Annotated in this window: 25 protein-coding genes; 15 read left to right on the top strand and 10 right to left on the bottom strand. The window is 69.2% G+C overall.

The genetic code is table 11. The features are described from left to right. Positions 1–50 precede the first annotated feature (50 nt). From lepA to ACZ303_RS05505, 4 genes are all read left to right on the top strand, one after another. Entirely contained in the window at positions 51–1916 is a 1866-nt protein-coding gene (lepA, locus tag ACZ303_RS05490; RefSeq protein WP_467335288.1) for a translation elongation factor 4, read from the top strand. Between the two features lie 281 nt (positions 1917–2197). Then, entirely contained in the window at positions 2198–4087 is a 1890-nt protein-coding gene (locus ACZ303_RS05495) for an AMP-dependent synthetase/ligase (protein ID WP_467335289.1), read from the top strand. Positions 4088–4144: 57 nt separating this feature from the next. After that, positions 4145–5377, top strand: coding sequence for a radical SAM family heme chaperone HemW (gene hemW / locus ACZ303_RS05500; protein WP_467335291.1), 1233 nt, complete (start codon positions 4145–4147; stop codon positions 5375–5377). Positions 5378–5477: 100 nt separating this feature from the next. After that, positions 5478–6038, top strand: coding sequence for a Uma2 family endonuclease (locus ACZ303_RS05505; RefSeq protein ID WP_467335293.1), 561 nt, complete (start codon positions 5478–5480; stop codon positions 6036–6038). Here the strand turns inward: ACZ303_RS05505 and ACZ303_RS05510 are convergent. Together ACZ303_RS05510 and ACZ303_RS05515 are read right to left on the bottom strand one after the other, a co-directional pair. Continuing rightward, the gene (locus tag ACZ303_RS05510; protein ID WP_467335295.1) at positions 6035–6859 is read right to left on the bottom strand and encodes a DUF3097 domain-containing protein; all 825 of its coding nucleotides are present in this window, start codon (positions 6857–6859) and stop codon (positions 6035–6037) included. The genes ACZ303_RS05505 and ACZ303_RS05510 overlap by 4 nt on opposite strands. Positions 6860–6960: 101 nt before the next feature. Further along, positions 6961–7629 carry an MBL fold metallo-hydrolase gene (locus ACZ303_RS05515; protein WP_467335297.1) on the bottom strand — a complete coding sequence of 223 codons (669 nt, stop codon included), beginning with the start codon at positions 7627–7629 and terminating at the stop codon, positions 6961–6963. Positions 7630–7887: 258 nt separating this feature from the next. On the opposite strand from ACZ303_RS05515, the gene hrcA reads away from it, so the two are divergent. The 8 genes from hrcA to ACZ303_RS05555 all read left to right on the top strand — a co-directional run bounded on the left by hrcA (position 7888) and on the right by ACZ303_RS05555 (position 18222). Next, on the top strand, positions 7888–8904 hold the full coding sequence (gene hrcA / locus ACZ303_RS05520; protein WP_467335298.1) for a heat-inducible transcriptional repressor HrcA: 1017 nt from the start codon (positions 7888–7890) through the stop codon (positions 8902–8904). Beyond that, positions 8905–10044 (top strand): molecular chaperone DnaJ, encoded by a 1140-nt coding sequence (dnaJ, locus tag ACZ303_RS05525; RefSeq protein ID WP_467335300.1) that lies wholly within the window; start codon positions 8905–8907, stop codon positions 10042–10044. A gap of 134 nt (positions 10045–10178) precedes the next feature. Next, positions 10179–11309, top strand: a complete 1131-nt coding sequence (locus ACZ303_RS05530) for a nitronate monooxygenase (protein WP_467335302.1) — start codon at positions 10179–10181, stop codon at positions 11307–11309. Further along, a complete protein-coding gene (locus tag ACZ303_RS05535; protein ID WP_467335304.1) occupies positions 11306–12058 on the top strand; it encodes a 16S rRNA (uracil(1498)-N(3))-methyltransferase in 753 nt (250 codons plus the stop codon). The genes ACZ303_RS05530 and ACZ303_RS05535 overlap by 4 nt, the downstream gene beginning before the upstream one ends. A gap of 100 nt (positions 12059–12158) precedes the next feature. Further along, on the top strand, positions 12159–12938 hold the full coding sequence (locus ACZ303_RS05540) for a helix-turn-helix transcriptional regulator (protein WP_467335306.1): 780 nt from the start codon (positions 12159–12161) through the stop codon (positions 12936–12938). A gap of 293 nt (positions 12939–13231) precedes the next feature. Beyond that, positions 13232–13588, top strand: coding sequence for a WXG100 family type VII secretion target (locus ACZ303_RS05545; protein ID WP_467335308.1), 357 nt, complete (start codon positions 13232–13234; stop codon positions 13586–13588). Further along, the gene (locus tag ACZ303_RS05550) at positions 13585–17844 is read left to right on the top strand and encodes a DUF6531 domain-containing protein (RefSeq protein ID WP_467335310.1); all 4260 of its coding nucleotides are present in this window, start codon (positions 13585–13587) and stop codon (positions 17842–17844) included. The genes ACZ303_RS05545 and ACZ303_RS05550 overlap by 4 nt, the downstream gene beginning before the upstream one ends. A gap of 30 nt (positions 17845–17874) precedes the next feature. Further along, a complete protein-coding gene (locus ACZ303_RS05555) occupies positions 17875–18222 on the top strand; it encodes a hypothetical protein (protein ID WP_467335312.1) in 348 nt (115 codons plus the stop codon). A 146-nt stretch (positions 18223–18368) separates the two neighbouring features. Here ACZ303_RS05555 and ACZ303_RS05560 read toward each other — a convergent pair whose 3' ends face one another. Genes ACZ303_RS05560 through ACZ303_RS05570 form a run of 3 tightly spaced genes read right to left on the bottom strand, consistent with a single transcriptional unit; the run spans position 18369 to position 19636 of the window. Then, complete coding sequence (locus ACZ303_RS05560) at positions 18369–18560, bottom strand: DUF397 domain-containing protein (RefSeq protein WP_467335314.1); 192 nt, start codon at positions 18558–18560, stop codon at positions 18369–18371. Positions 18561–18579: 19 nt separating this feature from the next. Beyond that, on the bottom strand, positions 18580–18825 hold the full coding sequence (locus ACZ303_RS05565; protein ID WP_467335316.1) for a DUF397 domain-containing protein: 246 nt from the start codon (positions 18823–18825) through the stop codon (positions 18580–18582). Beyond that, positions 18782–19636 (bottom strand): helix-turn-helix domain-containing protein, encoded by an 855-nt coding sequence (locus ACZ303_RS05570; RefSeq protein WP_467335318.1) that lies wholly within the window; start codon positions 19634–19636, stop codon positions 18782–18784. The genes ACZ303_RS05565 and ACZ303_RS05570 overlap by 44 nt, the downstream gene beginning before the upstream one ends. Before the next feature lie 232 nt (positions 19637–19868). Between ACZ303_RS05570 and ACZ303_RS05575 the strand changes: the two genes are divergently transcribed. Further along, a complete protein-coding gene (locus ACZ303_RS05575; protein WP_467335320.1) occupies positions 19869–20498 on the top strand; it encodes an ATP-binding protein in 630 nt (209 codons plus the stop codon). Continuing rightward, positions 20495–20752, top strand: coding sequence for a DUF6255 family natural product biosynthesis protein (locus ACZ303_RS05580; protein ID WP_467335322.1), 258 nt, complete (start codon positions 20495–20497; stop codon positions 20750–20752). The genes ACZ303_RS05575 and ACZ303_RS05580 overlap by 4 nt, the downstream gene beginning before the upstream one ends. A gap of 23 nt (positions 20753–20775) precedes the next feature. On the opposite strand, the gene ACZ303_RS05585 is transcribed toward ACZ303_RS05580, so the two are convergent. The 4 genes from ACZ303_RS05585 to ACZ303_RS05600 form a co-directional block, all read right to left on the bottom strand. Further along, positions 20776–21282, bottom strand: a complete 507-nt coding sequence (locus ACZ303_RS05585) for a hypothetical protein (RefSeq protein WP_467335324.1) — start codon at positions 21280–21282, stop codon at positions 20776–20778. A 57-nt stretch (positions 21283–21339) separates the two neighbouring features. Continuing rightward, a complete protein-coding gene (locus ACZ303_RS05590) occupies positions 21340–23031 on the bottom strand; it encodes a protein kinase domain-containing protein (RefSeq protein WP_467335326.1) in 1692 nt (563 codons plus the stop codon). 100 nt (positions 23032–23131) lie between these two features. After that, positions 23132–23827 carry an aspartate/glutamate racemase family protein gene (locus ACZ303_RS05595; protein ID WP_467335328.1) on the bottom strand — a complete coding sequence of 232 codons (696 nt, stop codon included), beginning with the start codon at positions 23825–23827 and terminating at the stop codon, positions 23132–23134. A 31-nt stretch (positions 23828–23858) separates the two neighbouring features. Beyond that, positions 23859–24137 (bottom strand): hypothetical protein, encoded by a 279-nt coding sequence (locus tag ACZ303_RS05600; protein WP_467335330.1) that lies wholly within the window; start codon positions 24135–24137, stop codon positions 23859–23861. Between the two features lie 290 nt (positions 24138–24427). Here ACZ303_RS05600 and ACZ303_RS05605 point away from each other — a divergent pair, with 290 nt between their 5' ends. After that, the gene (locus ACZ303_RS05605) at positions 24428–24949 is read left to right on the top strand and encodes an RICIN domain-containing protein (protein ID WP_467335332.1); all 522 of its coding nucleotides are present in this window, start codon (positions 24428–24430) and stop codon (positions 24947–24949) included. A gap of 78 nt (positions 24950–25027) precedes the next feature. Here ACZ303_RS05605 and ACZ303_RS05610 read toward each other — a convergent pair whose 3' ends face one another. Then, positions 25028–26200, bottom strand: coding sequence for a DUF1266 domain-containing protein (locus tag ACZ303_RS05610; protein ID WP_467335333.1), 1173 nt, complete (start codon positions 26198–26200; stop codon positions 25028–25030). Between the last annotated feature and the right edge of the window lie 36 nt (positions 26201–26236).

A 26236-nucleotide genomic window follows, 5' to 3' on the forward strand; every position in this document is an offset into this window, starting at 1 on the left:
CTCCCGCCGAGACCAGCGTTCAAACGCCGAAGTCACCGAATGGATCCTGCGTGCCCGCGACCCCTACCAACGTGCCGGAGCCGAGCCGTACCGACCCGGCTCTGATCCGTAACTTCTGCATCATCGCGCACATCGACCATGGCAAGTCGACGCTCGCCGACCGGATGCTCCAGCTGACCGGCGTGGTCGACCAGCGACAGATGCGCGCGCAGTACCTCGACCGGATGGACATCGAGCGCGAGCGCGGCATCACGATCAAGTCCCAGGCCGTCCGTCTGCCCTGGGCACCCACCGAGGACAAGAGCAACACCCACATCCTCAACATGATCGACACCCCGGGCCACGTCGACTTCACCTACGAGGTCTCCCGCTCCCTCGCCGCGTGCGAGGGCTGTGTCCTCCTGGTGGACGCCGCCCAGGGCATCGAGGCCCAGACCCTCGCCAACCTCTACCTGGCGATGGAGAACGACCTCACGATCATCCCGGTCCTCAACAAGATCGACCTGCCGGCCGCCCAGCCCGAGAAGTTCGCCGCCGAGCTGGCGCACCTGATCGGCTGCGACCCGTCCGAGGTCCTCAAGGTCTCCGCGAAGACCGGCGTCGGCGTCGACGCGCTGCTCGACAAGGTCGTGGCCGAGGTCCCGGCCCCGGTCGGCGTCAAGGACGCCCCCGCCCGCGCGATGATCTTCGACTCCGTCTATGACTCCTACCGTGGCGTGGTCACCTACGTCAGGGTCGTGGACGGCGAGCTGAAGAAGCGCGAGCGCATCAAGATGATGTCGACCGGCGCCACCCACGAGCTGCTGGAGATCGGCGTCTCCTCGCCCGAGATGACGCCCTCCGACGGCCTCGGTGTCGGCGAGGTGGGCTACATCATCACCGGTGTGAAGGACGTCCGGCAGTCCAAGGTCGGTGACACGATCACCTCCTTCACCAAGGGCGCCACCGAGGCCCTGGGCGGCTACAAGGACCCCAAGCCGATGGTGTTCTCCGGCCTCTATCCGCTGGACGGCTCGGACTACCCCGAGCTGCGCGAGGCCCTCGACAAGCTCCAGCTCAACGACGCCGCGCTCGTCTACGAGCCGGAGACCTCGGCCGCCCTCGGCTTCGGCTTCCGCGTCGGCTTCCTGGGCCTGCTGCACCTGGACGTCATCCGTGAGCGCCTGGAGCGGGAGTTCGGTCTCGACCTCATCGCCACCGCGCCCAACGTGGTGTACCGCGTGAAGATGGAGGACGGCGCCGAGCACATCGTCACCAACCCGAGCGAGTTCCCCGAGGGGAAGATCGCCGAGGTGCACGAGCCGGTCGTCAGGGCGACCGTCCTGGCGCCCAACGAGTTCGTCGGCGCGATCATGGAGCTCTGCCAGTCCCGCCGCGGCTCGCTGCTGGGCATGGACTACCTCTCCGAGGACCGCGTCGAGCTGCGCTACACCCTTCCGCTCGCCGAGATCGTCTTCGACTTCTTCGACCAGCTGAAGTCCAAGACCCGCGGCTACGCCTCCCTCGACTACGAGCCCACCGGCGAGCAGCAGGCCAGCCTGGTCAAGGTCGACATCCTGCTGCACGGCGACAAGGTCGACGCGTTCTCCGCGATCACGCACAAGGACAAGGCGTACGCGTACGGCGTACGGCTCGTCGCCAAGCTGCGAGAGCTCATCCCGCGGCAGAACTTCGAGGTGCCGATCCAGGCGGCGATCGGCTCGCGGGTCATCGCCCGTGAGACGGTCCGCGCGATCCGCAAGGACGTCCTCGCCAAGTGCTACGGCGGCGACATCTCCCGTAAGCGCAAGCTGCTGGAGAAGCAGAAGGAGGGCAAGAAGCGGATGAAGATGGTCGGCAACGTGGAGGTCCCCCAGGAGGCCTTCATCGCGGTGCTGTCCTCGGACTCCGACAGCCCGGACAAGGGCAAGAAGTAACGGGTAGATCCACCAACGGGTAGATCCACAAGGGCAGGAAATGGCCGCGTAGATCCACCCCGTACGGCCGCCCGCGCCCGTCCCCGCTCCGGGGGCGGGCGCTCGCCGTATCCGGAACGCCCAGCTCGGCGCGGGTGTGTGCAGTTGACACCTACCGTGTGGGTCACAGCTTCGACAAGGCAACTACAGACTCTTACGCAAGGGCCTCATGGGCCCTAGTCTGATCAAAGCTTCAAGGTTACTCGCGAGTCACCAGCAACAATCGGGCCCCGGAGGATGCCGTGACCGAGACACAGGCTTTGATCGAGAGCCGGCCGCCCTCCGTGGCGACGATCTTCCTCGAACGCGTCGAGGAGACGCCCGACGCGGAGGCCTACCGCTACCCGGTTCCCGCGCCCTCCGGCCAGGGCCCCGACGACTGGGCCTCGCTGACCTGGCGCCAGGCCGCCGACCGCGTCCTCGCCATCGCCGCCGGCCTCATCGACCTCGGCGTCCGCCCGCAGGAGCGCGTCTCCCTGGCCGCCTCCACCCGGGTGGACTGGATCCTCTCGGACCTCGGAGTGCTCTGTTCCGGCGCCGCGACCACCACGATCTACCCCAGCACCAACGCGGAGGAGACGGCCTTCATCCTCTCCGACTCGGAGAGCCGGGTGCTGATCGCCGAGGACGCCGCGCAGCTCGCCAAGGCCCGCGAGCACCGCGCCGACCTGCCCGGACTCGCCCACGTCATCGTCATCGACGCCGAGGACGCCGTCCCCGCCGAGGGCGACCCGGACGGTTGGGTGCTCTCCCTCGCCGAGCTGGAGCGGCGCGGCACCGCGTATCTGGAGTCCGAGCCGGACGCCGTGCGGGACCGCATCAAGGCCCTGCGCCCCGACCAGCTCGCGACCCTGATCTACACCTCGGGCACCACCGGCCGCCCCAAGGGCGTACTGCTGCCCCAGGACGCCTGGTCCTACATCGCACGCGCCGTCCAGGTGCAGGGGCTGGTGCTCTCCACCGATGTGCAGTACCTCTGGCTGCCGCTCGCCCACGTCTTCGGCAAGGTGCTGACCGTCAGCCACATCAGCACCGGGCACGTCACCGCCGTGGACGGCCGGGTCGACAAGATCATCGAGAATCTGCCGGTCGTCCGCCCCACCTACATGGCCGCCGTGCCCCGGATCTTCGAGAAGGTCTACAACGGCATCGCGGCCAAGGCGCGCGAGGGCGGCGGCGCCAAGTACAAGATCTTCCAGTGGGCCGCCGAGATCGCCCGCGAGTACGGCAAGGTCTCCCAGGACAACTTCCAGCGCACCGGCAACAGCTCCGTGCCCTTCGGCCTGGCCACCAAGCACAAGATCGCCGACGCGCTCGTCTACGCCAAGATCCGCGAGGCGTTCGGCGGCCGCCTGCGCGCCTGTGTCTCCGGCGCGTCCGCCCTCGCCCCCGACCTCGGCTTCTTCTTCTCCGGTGCCGGCATCCACATCCTGGAGGGCTACGGCCTCACCGAGACCAGCGCCGCCAGCTTCGTCAACCCCGGCGAGGCGTACCGCACCGGCACCGTCGGCAAGCCGCTGCCCGGCACCGAGGTCCGCATCGCCGACGACGGGGAGATCCTGCTGCGCGGCCCCGCCATCATGGCCGGTTACCACGGGCTGCCCGAGAAGACGGCCGAGGTCCTCGAACCCGACGGCTGGTTCCACACCGGCGACATCGGCGAGCTGTCCTCCGACGGCTATCTGCGCATCACCGACCGCAAGAAGGACCTGATCAAGACCTCGGGCGGCAAGTACGTCGCGCCCGCCGAGGTCGAGGGCCAGTTCAAGGTCGTCTGCCCCTTCGTCTCCAACATCCTGGTGCACGGCGCGGACCGTAACTTCTGCACCGCCCTGATCGCCCTCGACGAGCCGTCCATCATGACCTGGGCCGAGGAGCACGGCCTGGCGGGCAAGTCGTACGCCGAGGTGGTCGCCGCCAAGGAGACCGAGGAGCTCATCGACGGCTATGTGCGGCGGCTCAACGAGGGCCTCCAGCGCTGGCAGACGATCAAGAAGTTCCGGCTGCTGCCGCGCGACCTCGACGTCGAGCACGGTGAGCTCACCCCCAGCCTCAAGCTCAAGCGGCCGGTCGTGGAGCGCGAGTACAAGCACCTGATCGAGGAGATGTACGTGGGCACCCGGGAGAGCTGAGCCGGCCGGCGGCGACGAGGAGGCGGGTTCGGCCGGCCGATGCCGGACAATGGACCCATGCCTTCCGTACTGCCTGACGGCGAACCCATGCCCGAGGACGGGGCACTGCCCCGCCACGCCCTCCAGGGCGCCGGGCAGCGGCCCCTCGGGTTCTACCTGCACGTGCCGTACTGCGCGACACGCTGCGGGTACTGCGACTTCAACACCTACACCGCGACCGAGCTGCGCGGCTCCGGCGGGGCGCTGGCCTCCCGGGACAACTACGCCGCCACGCTCGTCGAGGAGATCCGCCTCGCGCGGAAGGTGCTGGGCGACGACCCGCGCCCCGTCGAGACCGTCTTCGTCGGCGGCGGCACGCCCACGCTGCTGCCCGCCGCCGATCTCGTACGGATGCTCGCCGCCATCCGCGACGAATTCGGCTTCGCCGACGGTGCGGAGATCACCACCGAGGCCAACCCGGAGTCCGTCGACCCCCGCTATCTCGCGGAACTGCGCGAGGGCGGCTTCAACCGGATCTCCTTCGGCATGCAGAGCGCCCGACAGCACGTCCTGAAGATCCTCGACCGTACGCACACCCCGGGCCGCCCGGAGGCGTGCGTCGCGGAGGCGCGGGCCGCCGGTTTCGAGCACGTCAACCTCGACCTGATCTACGGCACGCCGGGAGAGTCCGACGACGACTGGCGGGCCTCGCTGTCCGCCGCGATCGGCGCCGGCCCGGACCACGTCTCGGCGTACGCCCTGATCGTCGAGGAGGGCACCCAGCTCGCCCGGCGCATCCGCCGCGGCGAGGTCCCCATGACCGACGACGACGTCCACGCCGACCGCTATCTGATCGCCGAGGACATGCTCACGGCCGCGGGCTACAGCTGGTACGAGGTGTCCAACTGGGCCACCGACGACGCCGGCCGCTGCCGCCACAACGAGCTCTACTGGCGCGGCGCCGACTGGTGGGGCGCCGGCCCGGGGGCGCACTCGCACGTAGGGGGCGTGCGGTGGTGGAACGTCAAGCACCCGGGCGCGTACGCGCAGGCCCTGAGCGAGGGGCGCTCCCCGGGCGCGGGCCGCGAGGTCCTGCCGGACGAGGACCGGCGGGTGGAGCGGATCCTGCTGGAGCTGCGGCTGCTGGAGGGCTGCCCGCTGGATCTGCTCAAGCCCGCGGGGGCCCGCGCGGCGGCGAAGGCGCTGGCGGACGGGCTGCTCCAGGCCGAGCGGTACGAGGCGGGGCGCGCGGTCCTGACGCTGCGGGGGCGGCTGCTGGCGGACGCCGTAGTCCGTGATCTGGTGGACTGATCACCTGTTCGGGTGAACTGACGCGCATGGGCCACAGGCCCGCCTAACCTGTCCATAGGCTGCCGCTATACGCACGCGGCAGATGTGGAGGACCACGGAGATGACCGCTGTGGACGACCGAAGGAAGATCGAGTTCTTCGAGAACTTCGAGGCTCCCGAGGGCTGGCGAGCTGAGCTGCTGCGGGGGGAAATCGTGATGATGTCGGCGCCTGGCAAGGTGCACAACATGAACGTCCTCTTCGTTCAGAGGCAGATCCTTTCTGATCGCTGGTATCCGCTCCAGACGCAGGACATCACCATCCCGGGTGAAGCGAGTGAGCCGATCCCGGATCTTGTGGTGGTCGGCCCCGAAGAGATCGAGGACTCCAGTCGCATCATCCCCGCACCGGCGGTCACTTTGGTCATGGAGGTGGTTTCGAAGAGCAGCGTCTACCGCGACTATTCGCTCAAGTCCTCCATGTACGCGGCCGGGCGGGTGCCCGCGTATTTGATCGTGGATCCGATCAAGTCCAGCTGTCTCCTGCTCACCGAACCCACAGGTGTCGGCGATGAGGCGAGTTACCTGAACCAGCGCACATGCAAGTTCGGAGACTCGCTGCGTATCGACGCGCTCGACCTCACCCTGGACACGTCCATGCTGCGGAGCCTTCCCAGCACCTAATCGACCACCGTCACAAAGTCGATCAGCTCCTCCACCCGCCCCAGAAGCTCCGGCTCCAGGTCCTTGTACGACCGCACGCAGCCCAGAATCCGCTGCCAAGCGGCCCCCGTGTTCGCCGGCCACCCCAGCGCCCCGCACACGCCCGTCTTCCAGTCCTGCCCCCGCGGCACCCGCGGCCACCCCGCGATGCCCACCGAGGACGGCTTCACCGCCTCCCACACGTCGATGTACGGGTGGCCCACGACCAGCACGTGTTCGCCCGTCACCTCCGCCGCGATCCGGGACTCCTTCGAGCCCGGTACGAGGTGGTCGACCAGGACCCCCAGCCGCGCATCCGGGCCCGGGGCGAAGGAGCGCACGATGGCCGGCAGGTCGTCGATGCCCTCCAGGTACTCCACGACCACGCCCTCGATGCGCAGGTCGTCACCCCAGACCCGCTCCACGAGCTCCGCGTCGTGGCGCCCCTCGACATAGATGCGCCCGGCGCGTGCCACCCGCGCCCGCGCACCGGGTAGTGCGATGGAGCCGGACGCGGTCCGCTGCGGCGTGCGGGGGCCCTGCGCGCTCGGGCGTACGAGCGTGACGACGCGCCCCTCCAGGAGGAACCCGCGCGGCTCCATCGGGAACACCCGGTGCTTGCCGAAGCGGTCCTCCAGGGTGACGGTCGGTCCCTGCGCCGTCTTCTCACAGCGGATCACGGCGCCGCAGAAGCCCGTGGTGACCTCCTCGACGACGAGATCGGGTTCGGCCGCGACCTCGGGGGCGGGGGTGTTCTTCTTCCAGGGCGGGGTCAGATCGGGCCCGTACTCTCTGCTGCGCATGCGGGCCATTGTGGATCACGGAAGGGGCCGCGTCCCAGACCCCGCGAGACGGCCCTCGCGCTCACGCCAGGGTCTCCGCGCTCACGCCACGGCCCCCGCGCTCACGCCACGCCGAAACGCTCCGCCAGCGCGTCCCGCTGCCGCCGCACGTACCCGGCGTCCACCACCGCCCCGTGCCCCGGCACGTACACCGCGTCCTCGCCGCCCAGCGCCAACAGCCGGTCCAGCGCCGCCGGCCACTGCCGGGGGAGCGCGTCCGGGCCCGCCTGCGGCTCGCCGGACTCCTCGACCAGGTCGCCGCAGAACACGACCTCGGGCGCCCCGCCCGAGCCCGCGACGAGCACCACCAGGTCGTGCGCGGTGTGGCCCGGTCCGACATTGGCCAGCAGCGCCTGCCGGCCGCCGCCCAGGTCGAGGGTGAGCTCGCCGGAGACCAGGTGTTGGGGGCGTACGAGCAGCTCGACGGCCTCGTCGGCGGCCTCGGGCGCCATGCCGTGCCGCACCGCGTCCCGGCGCAGCTCGTCGCGCTCGCGCGCGAGCAGGTCGTCGAGCCCGACCGCCCCGTACACCCGCGCCCCCGAGAACGCGGCGGTGCCGAAGACATGGTCGAAGTGCGGATGTGTGAGAGCGATATGCGTCACTGTGCGGCCGAAGAGCCCGTCCACCTCCCGGCGGACCTCCGCGCCCTCCCGTACGGTCGATCCGGTGTCCACGAGCAGCACGCCCGTCTCACCCGCGATCACCCCGATCGTGGCGTCCCACACGGGCATTCTGCGGCGTGCGACCCCTGGCGCGAGCCGTTCCCAACGCGCTGTCGCCTGATGGCTTTCCATACCAGGACGCTAGCCGGAGCGCGGTACCGTTGCCCGCCCGGTGGGCATACCGCGGGTGTGGGTCGGGCACGCGGCGGGGACGGCTCTTGCCCTGGCCGTGGTGCACGGCCGTACACTGGCTGGAGGGATCTGGCACTCGTGACCTTTGAGTGCCAGGGAAGGACCCCGTAAGACGGTGGACTGGAGGTGCGCGCGGTGCTGAGCGAACGCAGGCTCGAAGTGTTGCGCGCCATCGTCCAGGACTATGTGGGCACCGAGGAGCCCGTCGGCTCCAAGGCCCTCACCGAGCGGCACCGCCTGGGCGTGTCCCCGGCCACGGTGCGCAATGACATGGCCGCGCTGGAGGACGAGGGCTTCATCGCCCAGCCCCACACGAGCGCCGGCCGCATCCCGACCGACAAGGGCTACCGCCTCTTCGTCGACAAGCTGGCGGGCGTCAAGCCGCTGTCGACGCCGGAGCGGCGTGCCATCCAGAACTTCCTCGACGGCGCGGTCGACCTCGACGACGTCGTGGGCCGCACGGTCCGGCTGCTGGCGCAGCTGACCCGGCAGGTCGCGGTGGTGCAGTATCCGTCGCTGACCCGCTCGACCGTGCGCCACGTGGAGCTGCTCTCGCTCGCTCCCGCCCGCGTCATGCTCGTCCTGATCACGGACACCGGCCGGGTCGAGCAGCGCCTGGTCGACTGCCCGGCGCCGATAGGGGAGACCTCGCTCGCGGACCTGCGGGCGCGGCTCAACAGCCGGGTCGTCGGGCGGCGGTTCGCGGATGTGCCCCAGCTGGTGCAGGACCTCACCGAGTCCTTCGAGCAGGAGGACCGGGGAACCGTTTCCACGGTCCTCGCGACCCTGCTGGAGACGCTGGTCGAGGAGACCGAGGAGCGGCTGATAATCGGCGGTACCGCCAATCTCACCCGCTTCGGTCACGACTTCCCGCTGACGATCCGGCCCGTGCTGGAGGCGTTGGAGGAGCAGGTCGTCCTGCTGAAGCTGCTCGGCGAGGCCACGGATTCGGGCATGACGGTGCGAATCGGTCATGAGAACGCTCATGAGGGATTGAACTCCACATCGGTCGTCGCCGTCGGCTACGGTTCGGGCGACGAGGCAGTCGCCAAACTCGGCGTGGTCGGACCGACCCGCATGGACTACCCCGGAACGATGGGAGCGGTACGCGCAGTGGCACGTTACGTCGGACAGATCCTGGCGGAGTCGTAAGTGGCCACGGACTACTACGCGGTCCTGGGCGTACGGCGTGATGCCTCGCAGGACGAGATCAAGAAGGCCTTCCGCCGCCTCGCCCGCGAGCTGCACCCGGACGTCAATCCGGACCCCAAGACGCAGGAGCGGTTCAAGGAGATCAACGCCGCTTACGAGGTGCTCTCGGACCCGCAGAAGAAGCAGGTCTACGACCTCGGTGGCGACCCGCTCTCCGCGTCCGGCGGTGGCGGTGGCGGCGCCGGTGGTTTCGGCGCGGGCTTCGGCAACTTCTCCGACATCATGGACGCCTTCTTCGGCCAGGCGTCGCAGCGCGGTCCGCGCTCGCGCACCCGCCGCGGCCAGGACGCCATGATCCGTCTCGAAGTGACCCTCGACGAGGCCGCCTTCGGCACGACCAAGGAGATCCAGGTCGACACCGCCGTCGTCTGCACCACGTGCAGCGGCGAGGGCGCGGCCCCCGGTACCTCCGCGCAGACCTGTGACATGTGCCGCGGCCGCGGCGAGGTCTCGCAGGTCACCCGCTCCTTCCTGGGCCAGGTCATGACCTCCCGGCCGTGCCCGCAGTGCCAGGGCTTCGGCACCGTGGTGCCGACCCCGTGCCCGGAGTGCGCCGGCGACGGCCGTGTTCGCTCGCGCCGCACGCTGACCGTCAAGATCCCGGCCGGCGTCGACAACGGCACCCGCATCCAGCTCGCGGGCGAGGGCGAGGTCGGCCCCGGCGGCGGCCCCGCCGGCGACCTCTACGTCGAGATCCACGAGACCCCGCACCCGACCTTCCAGCGGCGCGGCGACGACCTGCACTGCACGGTCACCCTCCCGATGACGGCCGCGGCTCTCGGCACCAAGGTGCCGCTGGAGACCCTGGACGGCGTCGAGGAGATCGACATCCGGCCGGGCACGCAGTCGGGCCAGTCGATCCCGCTGCACCAGCGCGGCGTCACGCACCTGCGCGGCGGCGGCCGCGGTGACCTCGTCGTCCACGTCGAGGTGATCACCCCGAGCAAGCTCGACCCGCAGCAGGAGGACCTCCTGCGCCAGCTCGCGAAGCTGCGCGGCGAGGAGCGCCCGATGGGCGAGTTCAAGCCGGGCCAGCAGGGCCTGTTCTCGCGGTTGAAGGACGCGTTCAACGGGCGGTAGACGTCTCTTCGTAAGCGGGGCGGGCCGGATCTTCCGGACCGCCCCGTTTTCGTGGGCCGCGGCCCGGGGCGGAGCCCCGGGAACGCCCGTCCGGCAGGGCCGACGACCACATCGTCCTGTGACACGATGTGGTCATGGCTTTTGAATCCAGGGGGGCGGCCGCGCTGACCGGTCTGCACCGGCACCCGATCGTGCAGGCCCCCATGGCCGGCGGCGCCTCCGGCCCGCCGCTCGCCGCGGCCGTCTCCGAAGCCGGCGGCCTCGGCTGCCTCGCCGCCGGTTACAAGACGCCGGCCGCGATGTACGAGGAGATCAAGCAGCTCCGCGCCCGTACCACCAAGCCCTTCGGCGTGAACCTCTTCATGCCGCAGCCCCCCGCCGCCGACCCGGCCGCCGTCGAGGTCTACGCCGAGCAGCTGGCCGGCGAGGCCGCCTGGTACGAGACGCCGCTCGGCGACCCCGACCAGGGCTGCGACGACGCGTACGACGCCAAGCTCGCGATCCTCCTCGACGACCCGGTTCCGCTGGTCTCCTTCACCTTCGGCTGCCCGACCGCCGCGGTCGTGGAGTCGCTGGCCGAGGTCGGCACGCTGACGGTGGTGACCGTGACGTCGGCCGCCGAGGCGCGGGCCGCGGAGCAGGCGGGCGCGGACGCGGTCTGTGTCCAGGGCATCGAGGCCGGCGGCCACCAGGGCACCCACCGCGACGACCCGCACCTGGACGGCGCGGGCGCGGGCGTCGGCCTGCTGTCCCTGCTCGCCGAGGTCCGCGAGGCCGTACGGGTCCCCATGATCGCGGCGGGCGGCCTGATGCGCGGCGCGCAGATCGCGGCCGTGCTGGCCGCCGGCGCGTCCGCGGCGCAGCTGGGCACCGCCTTCCTGGTCTGCCCGGAGTCGGGTGCGCACGCCCTGCACAAGCAGGCCATGACCGACCCGTTGTTCGTCGGCACCGAGTTGACGCGTGCCTTCTCCGGCCGTCCGGCCCGTGGCCTGGTGAACCGTTTCATCCGGGAGCACGGCCCGTACGCCCCCGCCGCGTACCCCCAGGTCCACTACCTCACGTCCGGCCTGCGCAAGGCGGCCGCGGCGCTGGGCGATCCGCAGGCCATGAACCTGTGGGCGGGCCAGGGCCACCGGCTGGCACGCCCCCTGCCGGCGGGCCGGCTGGTCGAGGTGCTGGCCGGTGAACTGGACGCGGCACGGGCGTCCTTGACGTCCGGCCCGCAGGGTCGGCAGGGCAGTGAGCTGCGAGGGAGCGAGTCATGACAGCGCCGGTCTTCCTGGTCGAGGAGGATGCCCTCACGGGCGTCTTCCCCGGCACCGTCTTCCCGCTCGCCGGACCGGAGGGACGCCACGCGGTATCGGTCCGCCGCCTGCGGGTGGGCGAGGAGATCGTCCTGACGGACGGCGCGGGCACGGGCGCGTTCGGCACCGTGGCCGCCGTCGAGGGCAAGGACCGCCTCGACGTCGCCGTCACGTCGATCCGTGCCGAGCCGCTGCCGGAGCCCCACATCACGGTGGTCCAGGCCCTGCCGAAGGGCGACCGCGGCGAGCTGGCGGTCGAGACCATGACGGAGACGGGTGTCGACGCGATCGTCCCCTGGTCGGCGGCGCGTTGCATCACCCAGTGGAAGGCCGAGCGCGGCGCGAAGGCGCTGAGCAAGTGGCGCGCGACGGCCCGCGAGGCGGGCAAGCAGTCACGGCGTCTGCGCTTCCCGCCGGTGTCCGACCCGCTGACGACCAAGCAGGTCGCCACGCTGCTGGCGGACGCCGCGTTCGCGGCGGTCCTCCACGAGGAGGGTTCCAGCACGCCCCTGGCCACGGCCGAACTCCCGGCCACGGGCAACATCGTGCTGGTCGTCGGCCCCGAGGGCGGCGTGTCCCCGGAAGAGCTCACGGCGTTCGCCGAGGCGGGCGCGAAACCGTACCGCCTGGGGCCGAGCGTCCTGCGGACGTCGACGGCGGGCACGGCGGCGACGGCACTGCTGCTGGGCCGCACGGGACGCTGGTCGTAGTCCCGGCGTCCGGCCGTGGAAGTCGGCCGGATTCATCGGAAGAGCCTGAACGGGGGCGGGCGTCGGATCAAGGTATGCCGTTTTTGGGGATGCACTGTTCATGTCGCACCTTCGTTCCCGGGATTACGAGCGGATGCTCGACCTCGCCGTCGCCGTTCTCGAAAGCGATGAGCCGGATTCGTTGCGGCAGTTGATCGCCGCGCACCTGCTCGAAACGTTCGGCTGCGGCACGGTGATCCAGGTGAGGATCGAGCCGCGGCGGCCGACCGCGGGTCAGGCCGACGGCTGGGCCCCCGCGTCGATCGGACCTTCCCTGGACGAGCTGGTCCAGCGCCGGAGGCGGCAGAGCCACCCCCTGCTCCACTATCTGAGCGCCGGCGGGTCGCACCCGGTGACCATGAACCAGATCTGCGACAACTGGCGCAACACCGAGTGCTACAGCGAAGCGCGCCACGACTTCGGCACGACGCGCCAGCTGGGCCTGCCCCTGCCCCTGCCGACCGGCGACGGCGGCATACGAGCGGTGTCGCTCGGCCGCAAGGGAAGGGACTTCAGCGCGCGCGAACTCGCCTTCGCCGCACGCATCCAGCCGCTGCTGGTGAGCGCGGACAACCACGTACAGGAACTGACGCGCCTGCGCACCGCGGCGCCACCCTCCGAATCCGGCCTGGTGACCCCCGCCGAACATGGTCTGACACCGCGTGAGCAGACGGTCCTGGGCCTCGTCGCCGAGGGACTGACCGCCGACGTCATCGGCCGCCGCCTCACGATCTCCCCGCACACGGTCAACCGCCACCTGGAGAAGATCTACCGCAAACTCGGCACGAACAACCGTGTGTCGACGGTGGTCCAGGCCAGGCACGCGGGGCTGGTGCCGTAGGGAGGCTGCAGGGAAAGCGGTGGGAGGCCGTAGGAAGTTCTTCCTATAGCGACGCCCCCAGGTCGGTCGCGATGCTGTGAAGCGAGAGGGCGCCGACGCCGACCACGGGGGAGTGGGCGTCGGCGCGGGGCCTTGGGGCTCGGGTCAATTGATGACGTATGGGCCATGTGTGAGCGATGTGACGCACCACGTGTAAGTGTTTGGTCGCAACGCGCCCGCAGTCGACCGATCGGTGATCGACACTCCACTATTTTTGAGGCTGACATTTCATACCTCAGTGGGGGAGCGGTGGCATGGGCGACAGCCCCGGCAGTGGCAAGGTCCTGGACATCAAGACGGCGGACCTGAAGTCGGCCGCACCGGTCTTCCACGAGCAGAGCATCAAGCTGGGCGAGGCGCTCACCACGCTCGTCACCACGCTGGACGGGCTGGGCAAGCCCTGGGGCGGGGACGACGCGGTCAAGGACTTCGCGAAGGATTACCCCAAGCAGCAGAAGGAGATCGAGCGGGCGACCGGCGTCCTTGTGCTGGGCCTGGTCAGCATCCATGAGGCGATGGTCGACATGTCGGACGGGCATGTCGACAACGACCAGCTGATCGCCGGGATGTTCACCAAGAGCAAGGGCGACGAGGGCAAGGGCCACAAGTGAGCGTCTTCGACGAGGCCAAGAACATCCTCGAAAAGCTCGGTCTCCACTGGCCGGACGGCGACCCGGGCAAGCTCCGCGAGGCCGCCAAAGCGTGGAACACCTTCGCCGACAGCGTCGAGAAGGTGCGCGGGCCCGTGGACAGGACGGCGCGCACCCTCATCCACAACAACAAGGGTGAGGCGATCGACGCCTTCGAGACCTTCTGGCACCAATACGCCAACGGCGAAAAGGGATGGCTGTACGACCTCCCGGCGGCGGCACGCAAGATGGCCGATGCGCTGGAGCAGCTCGCGAAGGCCATCGAGGAGGCGGTCGAGAAGCTGAAGACGAAGCTCTGGATCGAAGCCGGGGTCATCGTCGCGGGCGTCGCGCTGGGCGCCGTCACCTTCGGCCTGACCTCCGCGGCCTCCGCGGCCGCCGCCACCGCGGTCATCGAGCTCGGCACCGCCGTGGGCATCAGCATTTCGACCGTGGTCGCCGAAGTCGCCGCGACCACCCTTGTCGCGGCGGCCTTCGGTGGCGTGGAATCCGTCGTCGTGGACCTGGCCGTTGCCCAGAACCTCAAAATCGCCACCGGCCTTCAGAAGGGCATCAGCCTCGACGACATCAACGCCGCCGCCAAGAACGGCATGATCTACGGCGGCACCTTCGGCGGCTTCGGATCCATAGCGAAGAACAGCGTCCAGGTCGGCGGCATCGGCCCCCTCCTCAAGGGCGCCCGGCCCAACCTCCTCGAAGAGGGCCTCGTGGCCCGCCCCAAGGCGAACATCAAGGAGTGCCAGGACCCGATCGACGTCGCGACCGGCACCATGATGCTGCCGCAGACCGACATCTCCCTGCCCGGAGCCCTCCCGCTGGTCGTCGAGCGCACGCACCTGTCGTCGTTCCGGGCGGGCGGCTGGTTCGGGCCCACGTGGGCGTCGACGCTCGACGAGCGCGTACAGCTCGACGCCGAGGGCGTGGTGTTCGTGGCGGCCGACGGCATGCGGCTCGTCTACCCGGTACCGCAGCCCGGCGAGCCGACGCTGCCGGTCAAGGGCCCGCGCATGCCCCTGGAGTGGGACGGCCGCCCCGACGGCGTCATGACCGTCACGGATCCACAGACCGGCGTTGTACGAACCTTCGGCAGCCCAGCCCCCACGGATGTCCCCGGCGCCGTCCAACTGCCCCTCGACAGCTGGCACGACCACAACGGCGCGCGCATCGACATCGAGCGCACGGCCGGCGGCATCCCCACGGCAATCCGCCACTCCGGCGGCTACTACGTGGCCATCGAGACGGAGGGCCCGCGCGTCACGGCCCTCCGCTTGCTGGACGAGCCCCCGTCACCGTACGAGAAGCCCTGGTCGGTCGCCGTCGGCGGAACGGTCATCGTCCGCTACGGCTACGACGAGGCGGGCAACCTCACCGAGGTCATCAACTCCAGCGGCCACCCGCTGCGCTTCACCTACGACGCCGAGAACCGAATAACCTCCTGGACCGACCGCAACGACATGTCGTACGCCTATGTGTACGACGCGCGCGGCCGCGTCATCCGCACCGAGGGCCGCGACGGCTACCTCACGGGTGACCTGTCCTACGACGACGAGACCCGCACGACGACCGTCACGGACTCGTTCGGCCACGACCGCACGTTCCGGCACAACGCGGACGGCCTGGTGACGGAGGAGACCGACCAGCTCGGCAACGTCACGCTCACGCGGTGGGAGGAGCGGGGCGAACACCCGCTGGCGGTCACGGACCCGCTGGGCCGCACGACGACGTACGCGTACGACGAGGCGGGCAACCTCACCGAGATCACCCTGCCGGACGGCACGACCGGCAGGGCCGCGTACACCCCGCTGTGCCGCCCGGCGGAGGTCACGGAGCCCGGGGGCGCGACGTGGCGCCACACGTACGACGAGCGGGGCAACCTCCTCACGACGACGGACCCGACCGGCGCGGTGACCCGCTACGCGTACGACGACCTGGGCCACCTGACCGCGGTGACGGACGCGCTGGGCCACACCAGCCTGATCACCTGCGACCCGGCCGGCCTGCCCCTCGTCCTCACCGATCAGCTGGGCCACAGCACGACCGTCCGCCGGGACGCGTTCGGCCGCATCGTCGAAGCGGTGGACCCGTTGGGTCACACGTCCCGCATGGGCTGGACGACGGAGGGGAAGCCGAGCTGGCGCGAGCACCCGGACGGCACACGGGAGACGTGGACCTGGGACGGCGAGGGCAACCTCCTCACCCACACGGACGCGGCGGGCAACGTCACGAGCCACGAGGTCAGCGGCTTCGATCTGCCGTCCTCCAGCACCGGCCCGGACGGCACGACGTACCGCTTCACGTACGACACGGAACTGCGCCTCAGCGAGGTCACCAACCCGCAGGGGCTGACGTGGTCGTACGACTACGACGCCGCGGGCCGCCTCACCTCGGAGACGGACTTCAACGGCCGCACGCTCTCGTACGCCGTCGACGCGGCGGGTGAGCTGGTCTCCCGGACGAACGGAGCGGGAGAAACGATCCGCTTCATACGGGACTCGTTGGGTCGCATCACCGAGCAGCGTGATGACGCGGGCGGTACGACGACTTTCGCGTACGACGCGACGGGTGCGCTGATCCGCGCGGCGAACGCGGACGCGGAGGTCGTCTACGAGCGGGACGCGCTGGGTCGGGTCCTGTCGGAGACGGTCAACGGCCGGACGATGACGTACGCGTACGACGCGCTGGGCCGCCGGACGCAGCGTGTCACACCGTCCGGGCTCACGACGGAGTGGACGTACGACGCGGCGGGCCGCCCGACGGAGCTGCGGGGCACGGCGGGCGCGTTGAGCTTCGGCTATGACGCCGCCGGCCGTGAGACGGAGCGTCGCCTGGGTGAGGGCGTCACCCTCACCCAGGAGTGGGGCGTGACGGACCGCCTCACCAAGCAGGTCGTGCGGGCGGGTGAACGCCTCCTCCAGCACCGCGAATACGCCTACCGCCAGGACGGGTACCTGCGGGAGATCCGCGAACTGACATCGGGCACACGTCGCTTCGACCTTGACGCTACGGGGCGCGTCACGACAGTGAGCGCACACGGCTGGACCGAGCGGTACGCGTACGACGCGGCGGGCAACCTCACCAGCGCGGTGGCCCCGGCACATGCCTCGGCCGGCCAGCGCGAGTTCGAGGGCACGCTGATCCGCCGGGCGGGTCGCACGACGTACGAACACGACGCCCAGGGCCGCATGACGCGCCGCACGCGCAAGCTCCTCAACGGCCGGACGCACACGTGGACGTACGCGTGGGACGCGGATGACCGCCTGAGGGAGGCGGTGACGCCGGAGGGCGAACGGTGGCGGTATGCGTACGACCCGCTGGGGCGCCGCATATCCAAGGGGCGGGTGTCGGACGGTGAGGAGCTCGTCGAGGAGACGCTCTTCTCGTGGGACGGCACGCGGGTTGCCGAGCAGACGGCGTCGGACGGCAGAGTCACGACGTGGGACTACGCTCCGGGCACGCATCGTCCGCTGACGCAGACGGATCACAGACCGCTGGTGCGGGTGACGGGCGAGTCCCTGATCGAGGCATTCGCCGAGCAGGCGGCCGTGGATCACGCCACCCATTTCTTCGCGGTCGTGACGGATGCGGTCGGCACCCCGACGGAACTGGTCACGACTGAGGGGGCTCTGGCGTGGCAGCAGCGTACGACTCTTTGGGGCACTCGACTCCCCGCCCCGGCGGACGGCACGGTCGGCTGCCCGCTGCGCTTCCCGGGCCAGTACTGCGACGTTGAGACGGGCCTGAGCTATAACTACTTCCGGTACTACGACCCCGAGGCAGCGCGGTATGCGACGCCTGATCCACTGGGGCTTATTCCTGCTCCCAACCACCGTGCTTATGTCGCGAACCCATACACGGCCTCGGATTCCCTCGGGCTGGCTCCTGACGAGTGCGTGAAGAAGACCGGCGAGACCAGTGGAAAGCATGCGGACTCTCCGGCTGTCCCTCCCGTGCGTGACATGCTCAACCCAGAGTCCATGAGAGGCGCATCCGTCGAGGAAGTCATGGAAATGACCAAGGGAGATGGGTGGATCCGCCAGGTGTCCCCATCCGCTACGGGAGGCGGATACGTCCTTCGTAAGGGTCAGCCGACTATTCTCATCGAGTACGGAGACCCGACGATGCGTCGCCTTGACCATCAAGGACCCTATTTGAAGTATCAGATCGGTAAGAAGCCGGTCAGAATACCGCTTCAAGGCAACCCGGCCCTGGGCGAATAATGCCGACAGACACTATGGAAGGAAAGGGTCATGGACTGGCTCTCCGCAGAAGAGGAGTGCGTGCTGGTCAACGCCAGGGAAATGTCTCCCTTGTGGTCGGTGCTTGCGGACTGGACAGGTAGCGAGGATGAAGCGAACTGGCGGCCTGTTGTGCCCGTCTTCGCTGAGATCATCGCCCGATGGAGCAAGGTGGGATACGTTCACGTCTATCGAGGCGAGCAATGGCCGGCTCACGAAGGTGGGGAGCGCGTCAGCGGTGAAGCACTTGAAGTGCTGCTCCGTCAGCCGTCCACCTGGGAGTACCGGGAAGATCCTCCGGTGATCGGCTTGCTGGCGGCAGAGAGAAGCCTCGGATTGTCTTCCCCGCCATTGGAGTAGCTTCCGCTGGAGGTTAATCGCCCGATTGGCCGTCGAATGTTTCCCTGGGGTGAGTTGGGTGGTGTGTGCTGACGAGCGGTCGGCAGATCGCTGACGGGTCCCTTGTGTTCGAGCTGACGATGCCGACGGTGGGTCGGTGACCAGCTCTACCTCCGTATGAGGGTGCCTCGCTTTATGCGGGATATCAGGGGGCGGAGTTTGTCGGGGCTGGTGGTGAGGACGGTGTCCGGGGTGTCGCTCTCGCGGAGGTGGATCTCGCCGGGGTGGCGCATGGCCAGGTAGACACACGAGGATGCTGCCTCGCAGTATGAGGACTTCTGCCAGTTCAGGGTGGTCATGGCTGCTCCCTCTGAGGCGTCAAGCGTTCAGTGCATCGGCCTTGATGTGGGATATGAGAGGGCGGAGTCTGCTGGGCGTGGTGGTGAGGACGGTGTCCGGGGCGTCGCTCTCGCGGAGGTGTATGTGGCCGCTAGGGGCCGCAGCCAAGTAGACGCATGAAGATGCCTCTTGGCTGTAGGAGGACTTCTGCCAGTTGAGGCTGTGCATGACCGCTCCCCTTTCAGGTATCGCTGGCGATTTTCTGGATGAGATCGCGCGAAGCATCCGGCGGCAGAGCCGCTGCCTCCATGCGGTCCAATACGAGTCGGTACTTCTGGAGTTGCGCTGCGGCGTCGATCAGTGTTCCGCCGTGCTCGGTGTCGATCTGCACCGTGTCCAACTGGGTAACAGGGCCGTATAGGTAGTCGACCCCTTGGCCGGAACTTGGGAAGGGAGTGCTGCCGAACGGAATGACCGCGATGGTGATGTTGTCGCGCTCGCTCATGCTGATGAGGTGATCCAGCTGCGCTCTCGCTGTCTTCTCGCCGCCGTAGCGCATGCGTAGCGCGGCCTCATGGATGATTGCGGTGTACGACGGCGCCGGATCGCGGTAGAGGATCGCTTGGCGCTTGATGCGATGGGAAACGCGGTACTCCGCTTCGTGAGGGAGCAGTGGAGGAACAACCTCGCGGAAGATGGCGCGGGCGTGATCCGTGGTCTGGAGCAGGCCCGGAATGTTGATCAGTTGAGCCACTCGTAGTGCTGTGGCGTGGTGTTCGAGCTCGGCCAGGTCGGTGAGTCCGGTGGGCACAGTCTCCCGGTACTCCTCCCACCAGCCGCGCTTCCGCTCTCCCGTCATCGCCGTCAGCGCCTCGATCAACGGCTGGTCCGAGCAGTCGTAGTTGCGGGCCAGAGTGCGAACGCGTTCCGCGCTGACTCCATATCGCCCGGCCTCGATGTTGCTGATGCGTGACTGGGTTGCGCCCAGCAGAACGCCAGCCTGTGTGGCTGACAGGTCAGCCCGCTCCCGCAGTCGGCGCAACTCGGTGCCGAGACGACGTCGTCGTGCGGTCGGTACGGGTGTACTCGGTGGCATCGTGCTCCTCTTGCGCGCTCGCACACGGTGTGCGGCTGTCACTCGATCGGGTTGTGTGGGCTGCAGCCCATGGATTGCGTGGAATGTAGTCCACGTCAGACGCTACGGTGTGAGCCACGCCACTCCAGTCGCGGCGCCGCGAACGCGGAAGCGCACCGTCGGTGTGACCGGCGGCAAGACACCGCTCACGTTGCCTGAGTGATCCAACTCCACCTCCCGCCAGGAGACTTCCATGGCCACCGTAGCTAAACCGCCGCCTTGGACGTACAACCTCGAACTGCCTCGCGATCCACGCGCCCCCGGCGTTGCCCGCAGCACACTGCGGGCGGTGCTCCGTAGTCACGGGATGGCTGAACTCGTCGACGTGGCCGTGCTGCTGACCTGCGAGCTCGTCACCAACGCGTACGTGCACACCGACGGGCCCTGCTCCTTGCGGCTGCACGGGCGGGAAGGGGAGCGGCTTCGGGTGAGTGTGTGGGATTCCAGTCCGGGCGTTCCGGCGATGTTCGGTGAAACGAGGGCCCTGCCTCAGCCGGCAGGGAAGGACGTTGCCGATAACGGGCGGGGGCTGCTGCTCGTTTCGCGGTGTGCCGACCGGTGGGGGAGTTACACGTTCGAACCTGAACATTTCGGGTCGGCCGGCGGCAAGATGCTGTGGTTCGAGCTCACTCATCCGGAGCGGCGGGACGTCGCCGGACCTGTTAGCGCCTCCCCGTGGGGATGCGTCGAGTGCGCCGACCTCGAAACCGCGCGGCGGCGGGTCGCGCGCAGTGGGGATCGCGAGAAGGCCGTGGATGCCGCGATCGCCGTGCGCAGGCACTTCCGCAGTGTCCACCTTCTGCCGAAGGGAGCCGTCTGGTGACGGCGGCACATTGCGCACACGGGACAGGGTGGACCCGCATCGGAGGGCAAGCGCGGTGCCGTGGGTGCGGTACGCGGCGGTTCATGGATTACGGGGCGTTGTGGGTGGGTGAGTCGCCTCAAGCCGTCACTCCGGATCACTCCGCCCGCCTGGCCGCGGACCGCGCGGCGGCAAGCCGCTGTCAGCGCTCGTACAGTGCCGCCTCCACCACCGCCTCCGCGCGCAGCCGCGCACCCAGACGCGTCACGGGATGAGCGGCAAGCCAAGTTTTCCTGGGTCAGGTGCGGAGCAGTGAGGCGTGGATGCGGGCGATGGCCCGCAGTACCTCGTCGCGGTTCTTGGCTTGCTGCATCCATGCGGGCAGACGGGCCACCACGGTCATCTTCCGGCCGTGGTCGTGCCAGGGAATCCCTTCACGCAGCGGCGCCTGCACGAATCGTCTGATCAGGTCCAGGTGTTCCAGGTTGTAGGCCCGTATCCACCCGTGCCGGGTCTCGGTCTGCAACCACAGACGGGCGCCGAAGTACGGGTCTGTGGCCGGCTCGTACCGGTCCCGGTGCAAGGCCACAGTTCCACGGTTCCATTCCTTTGCCGTCCCGCAGTTCCGGCAGACGAGACGCCTTGGCGCGAAGAGGCCCTGGTCGTGCACTCCGGCCGGATCCGGTGCTGTCCCGACGTGCGCGATCTTCTCGCAGCGGGGGCAGCACACGAGGACAGACGCGAGGAAGTCGTACTTCGTGCTGCGTGGGTCCCGGAACCGATGATGGGTGGAGACCGGACTCATCGGACCAGTATGCGGGCCAAGCACCGAAGGCCCCTACGGGTTATATCTCAAGGTCAGTCAGCGCGCACTTTCCTGCACTTGCCGGAAGCTGTTCTTCCAGTCGGTCAGTGGGCGGGGCCCCAGGACGCGCTTGTCGGTGTGGCTGCCGTTGGCGACCTCGATCAGTGCGTATTGGTCGCCGGAGAAGATCCAGTATTGGTTGGGGTTGTCGGGTGTCTGCATTACTGCGTCTATTCGCTGTGTTGCGCCCGGCAGTCCTTCGAGGCTCGTCCAGCTGCTCAGTGGGTGTGGTCCCGTCACCTGTTTGTCGGTGTGGCTTCGGTTGGCGACCTCGATCTGTATGTATTGGTCGCCGGAGAAGATCCAGTATTGGTTGGGGTTGTCGGGTGTCTGCATTACTGCGTCTATTCGCTGTGATGCCCCCGGCAGTCCTTCGAAGCTCGTCCAGCCGCTCAACGGGCGTGGTCCCGTCACCTGTTTGTCGGCGTGGTTGCCGTTGGCGACCTCGATCAGCGCGTATTGGTCACCGGAGAAGACCCAGTACTGGTTGCGGTTGTCGGGCGTTTGCATCACCGCGTCCGCCCCCTTGGTAAACCCCGACAGGCCCGCCCAATCGGTCAATGGGCGAGGCCCGCGGACGCGACTGTTGGCGTGGTCGCCGTCGGCGACCTTGACCAGTACGGACTGGTCCCCGGAGAACACCCAGTACTGGTTCCGGTCGTCCGGCGCGCGCAGCACCTCGTCGGGCGGCGTCGGCCGTCGCTCCTGTGTCGTGTCCGTCGCCGCATGCCGCTGCTTCGTCGTCGGACCGGTCATCAGGTACGCGGTGGTCGCGCCGGCCGCGAGCAGCAGGACGGCCAGCGGCACCACTGCCCGGCGCAGCGGACGACGTCGGCGCCGTGAGGGAAGGGTCCGCACCCGCAGGGTCTCCTTGGGCGGCACGGGCCCGGGGGTGCGGATCGACCGCAGGGCGTCCGCCGCGTCGGCCGCGGAGAGGCGTTCGTCCGGGTCCTTGTGCAGAAGGCCCTCGACGAGTGTGCGCAGCGGGCCCGTGCAGCCCGAGGTGTCGGGCTGCTCGTAGGCGACGGCGTGCAGCACGGCGGCGGGCGTCGGCCGGGCGAACGGGGAGACGCCGGAGGCCAGTACGCACAAAGTGGCTCCCAGCGAGAACAGATCGCTGGGCGGGCCCGCCGGCCGGCTGTGCAACCGTTCGGGGGCGATGAAGTCGAGGGAGCCCATCACCTCGCCGGTACTGGTCAGCGACTCGGCGTCGGCCAGGGCGGCGATGCCGAAGTCGGTGAGCGCGACACTGCCGTCGCCGCGCAGCAGCACGTTGGCGGGCTTCACGTCCCGGTGCAGGGCGCCGGCGGCGTGCACCGCCCCGAGGGCGTCGAGAAGCTGCAGGCCGATCTCGGCGACCCTGGCCGGGGGCAGCGGGCCGGCAGCGGCAAGGTGATCGGCGAGCGACGGGCCGTCCACGAGTTCCATGACGATCCACAGCCGGTCTTCGTATTCGACCAGGTCGTAGACGTCGACCACGTGGGGGTGGGAAACGCGGGCGATGGTCCGAGCTTCCCGCAGCGCCCGCCGGTGTCCGTCGCCGTCGCCTCCGAGGTGCAGTTCCTTGACCGCGACGGTGCGCTGCAACAGCTGATCGGCGGCGCGCCAGACCGCGCCCATACCGCCGCGCCCCATCAGGTCGGTCAGGAGGTATCGGTCGGCGATCAGCCGCTTGTCACTGGGAATCACGCGGCCAACCTACGTCACCCAGCGGGGCGGCCGACCTCCTGACCTGGGGCAGTCCGTTCTGTACCAACCAGCGACCCTTCCGCGCGGCGGCAAGCCGCCGTCAGCGCTCGTGCAGCGCCGCCTCCACCGCCGCCTCCGCGTGCAGCCGCGCCGTGGGGAAAATCGGCACCGGGCTGTCCTCGGCGCCGATGAGCAGCTCGATTTCCGTGCAGCCCAGGATGATGCCTTCCGCCCCCGCCGCGACCAGGTCTTCGATGACCTTCTGGTAAGCCGTGCGCGAGTCCTCCCGCACCACGCCCAGGCACAGCTCCTCGTAGATCACGCGGTGGACGAGGGCCCGGCCCTCGGCGTCCGGGATGTGCACCGTCAGCCCGCCCGCTTCCAGGCGGCCCCGGTAGAAGTCCTGCTCCATGGTGAACGCCGTGCCCAGCAATCCGACCCGGCGCAGGCCCGCTGCCCGTACCGCGCCCGCCGTGGCGTCCGCCAGGTGCAGCAGGGGGATCGAGACCGCCGCTTCGATCTGGTCGGCGACCTTGTGCATGGTGTTGGTGCAGATCAGCACCATGTCGGCACCGGCCGCTTCCAGGGACTTGGCGGCCGAGGCCAGGATTTCCCCGGCCTCGGACCAACGGCCCTGGACCTGAAGCCGTTCGATCTCCGCGAAGTCCACCGAGTACAGCACGCACCGGGCCGAGTGGAGGCCGCCGAGACGGTCGCGCGTGAACTCGTTCAACAGCCGGTAGTACTCGGCCGTCGACTCCCAGCTCATGCCACCGATCAACCCGATCGTCCTCATCGCTGCCACTCTCCCCGTGCCGGCTGCCGCTCTACCAATGGCGGATCAAAAGCAGTGTCCCCGCCAAGGTCATTATGAGCCCGAAGGGAATCATCACCGCGCCGAGGAAACGGAGATAGCCCGCAGTTCCGGTGATGGGGATGAACGTGGGGCCGAGGCGGCCGCTCTCCAGGTGCCTGAGTTCCAGCTTCCTGTGGAGGCGTTGTACGCGGGCGGTCACTACGCCGCGGATGTTGAAGGCGTGGACGATCCCGAAAACCACCGCGCATAGGCCGAGGAGGGGGAGGAGGACGATTGTCAGAGAGGGCATCGCGAGATCGTATCCCCTTCGGCCGGAACACGGCGCTGCACTTCGCCCTCCGCCCTGGCAAGTGCGGGCAACCCGTGGCCAGATGGTCCCTGCACAGTCGCGCAGTCGCCGCTGCCTCATCGGCGTTCGGTGGCGGTACGTACGGCAAGCAAGGTCCGTCCGTAGGTACGTACCTGAGGAATGAGGCGACCATGCAGAAAACCCGTATGGGGCTCGGAATCGCGGCCGGTCTGAGTGCGGTGGCTTTCACGCTGGCGACAGGCGTGGGGGCGCAGGCGCAGGAGCAGCCCGTGACCGGGCCCGCCGCCGGGAAGAGAGTGGTGGACGTCGGATCCGCAGCTCAGCTGCCCGCCCTCGGCTCGACCGTCAAGCCCGGGGCCGACGTCGTCTACCGCACCCCCGCGTTCACCAATCATCTCGGGAATCAGTGTCTCGACGGGGACCGGAACACCATCCCCAACAACGGTGCGAAGGTGCAGCTCTGGGGGTGCAACAACTGGGACAACCAGCATTGGTACTGGACGCCGACCCCCGGTCAGCCCGTCGGCAACTACACGATCCAGAACGGATACCGGTCCCAGTGCCTGGACGGCGACACCAACACCATCCCCAACAACGGGGCCAAAGTGCAGCTCTGGGGCTGCAACGGCTGGACGAACCAGATCTGGTTGTGGAACGGCACCAACCTCCAGAACCGCCTCGGTAACCAATGCCTCGACGGAGACACCAACACCATCCCCAACAACGGCGCGAAGGTGCAGCTCTGGGGCTGCAACGGTTGGAACAATCAGAAGTGGACTTTCAATCGGTAGGTGACCGGTAGGTGACCGGTAGGTGAGAGGAAAACGCGGCGGCCCGTTTCCCATCGCGGGCCGCCGTTTCCGCCTTCCCTACCCCGCCCACTCGATCGTGCGCCACGGGCTCTCCCGCTCCGACATCAGAATGCGGTGGGGTACGAGCACGTTCTCGTACCACTCGCCGAATTCCTCCGTGTCGAATCGGAGCACCCGCCCCAGCGCGTACCCCGCCGAGAAGTCCGCCCAGGATTCGTACGCGCCCCGGCACAGCGCGCCCGCGCGGCGGATCGCGCCCTCGGCGGCCTCCGACGGACACAGGCGGGCGCTGAGGCCCCAGCGGGCGAAGCCGACCGCGCGGCCGTAGTCGTAGCCGACGGCGCTGCGGACGTAGCCCTGTTCGGGGAGGAGGCCGTCGGCGCGGAAGCGGGCCTCGTAGCGGAGGATGCGGCCGATCAGTTCCTGGATCTCCCCGTCGGCCTCCGCCGGGGCCGCCAGGTCGCCGAGGACCGCCGTGCACGCCCGCCGCCACGCGTCGGGGCGCAGCGGGGCCTCGGCGCCGCGCGAGAGCTCCCGGCGGACGCTGAGGGCGAACTCGGGCCCTACAGGGCTGTTGTCGGCCGCCAGGAGCGCGTTCATCTCGCGCTGCCAGTCCCGGGGGCTCGTGGTGCCCCAGGACTCGCGCAGCAGCTGCACGTCCATCTCGTAGTCGTGGTAGACGTCGGCTATCTCGTTCCACGGCACGCCGTTGGTGACCGACAGATGCGCCCCGCAGCCCAGCGCGTGGGCCAGGTCGCCGGTGCGCGGCCCCGTGAGCTTGGTGAGCAGGGTGGCCGGGCCGTCGCCGGCCGTCTCCTTCGCGATCCGCTTCCAGCGGCGGCGGTCCCAGGTACGCGCTCGCAGCCGCATGCCCGCGGGCGAGTTCGGGTTCACGTAGAGGGAGAAGCGCGAGTCCGGCCAGTGGTCGGCCAGCGTCCGCAGGGTGGTGCGGGAGGCGACGAGCCGGCTGCGGCGGGGCGGGCGTTCGCCCGTCGTGCACACGGCGATGCACCAATTGCCCAGCTCGTCGTCGAAGGTCTTCCACGTGGAGGTGGAGCCCGCGTCGATGTCGGCCTTCGGCAGGTAGATGTAGAGGTCGGCCTCCGCGAGGACGCGCAGATAGCCCTTCTCGTCCTTCCTCTTCGCCGCCTCGCGCAGCTGCTCCTCGATCCGTGTCGCGGGTTGCCAGGGCCGGCTCGCCGCCATGGCGCGTGATTGTTCGGTCCTCACCGGTTCACCTTATGGCCCCGCGCCCCCGGCGGCCGA

It is taken from the genome of Streptomyces sp. NPDC023527 (assembly GCF_055560115.1).

Bases quoted from the DNA above. Each gene is read 5' to 3' on its own strand.
- ACZ303_RS05530 (WP_467335302.1), top strand. From the start codon at position 10,179: ATGGCTTTTGAATCCAGGGGGGCGGCCGCGCTGACCGGTCTGCACCGG.
- ACZ303_RS05600 (WP_467335330.1), bottom strand. From the start codon at position 24,137: ATGCCCTCTCTGACAATCGTCCTCCTCCCCCTCCTCGGCCTATGCGCG.
- ACZ303_RS05510 (WP_467335295.1), bottom strand. From the start codon at position 6,859: ATGCGCAGCAGAGAGTACGGGCCCGATCTGACCCCGCCCTGGAAGAAG.
- ACZ303_RS05505 (WP_467335293.1), top strand. From the start codon at position 5,478: ATGACCGCTGTGGACGACCGAAGGAAGATCGAGTTCTTCGAGAACTTC.
- ACZ303_RS05570 (WP_467335318.1), bottom strand. From the start codon at position 19,636: ATGCCACCGAGTACACCCGTACCGACCGCACGACGACGTCGTCTCGGC.
- ACZ303_RS05515 (WP_467335297.1), bottom strand. From the start codon at position 7,629: ATGCCCGTGTGGGACGCCACGATCGGGGTGATCGCGGGTGAGACGGGC.
- ACZ303_RS05555 (WP_467335312.1), top strand. From the start codon at position 17,875: ATGGACTGGCTCTCCGCAGAAGAGGAGTGCGTGCTGGTCAACGCCAGG.
- ACZ303_RS05560 (WP_467335314.1), bottom strand. From the start codon at position 18,560: ATGACCACCCTGAACTGGCAGAAGTCCTCATACTGCGAGGCAGCATCC.
- ACZ303_RS05540 (WP_467335306.1), top strand. From the start codon at position 12,159: ATGTCGCACCTTCGTTCCCGGGATTACGAGCGGATGCTCGACCTCGCC.
- ACZ303_RS05535 (WP_467335304.1), top strand. From the start codon at position 11,306: ATGACAGCGCCGGTCTTCCTGGTCGAGGAGGATGCCCTCACGGGCGTC.
- ACZ303_RS05595 (WP_467335328.1), bottom strand. From the start codon at position 23,827: ATGAGGACGATCGGGTTGATCGGTGGCATGAGCTGGGAGTCGACGGCC.
- ACZ303_RS05545 (WP_467335308.1), top strand. From the start codon at position 13,232: ATGGGCGACAGCCCCGGCAGTGGCAAGGTCCTGGACATCAAGACGGCG.
- ACZ303_RS05565 (WP_467335316.1), bottom strand. From the start codon at position 18,825: ATGCTTCGCGCGATCTCATCCAGAAAATCGCCAGCGATACCTGAAAGG.
- ACZ303_RS05585 (WP_467335324.1), bottom strand. From the start codon at position 21,282: ATGAGTCCGGTCTCCACCCATCATCGGTTCCGGGACCCACGCAGCACG.
- hemW (WP_467335291.1), top strand. From the start codon at position 4,145: ATGCCTTCCGTACTGCCTGACGGCGAACCCATGCCCGAGGACGGGGCA.
- ACZ303_RS05575 (WP_467335320.1), top strand. From the start codon at position 19,869: ATGGCCACCGTAGCTAAACCGCCGCCTTGGACGTACAACCTCGAACTG.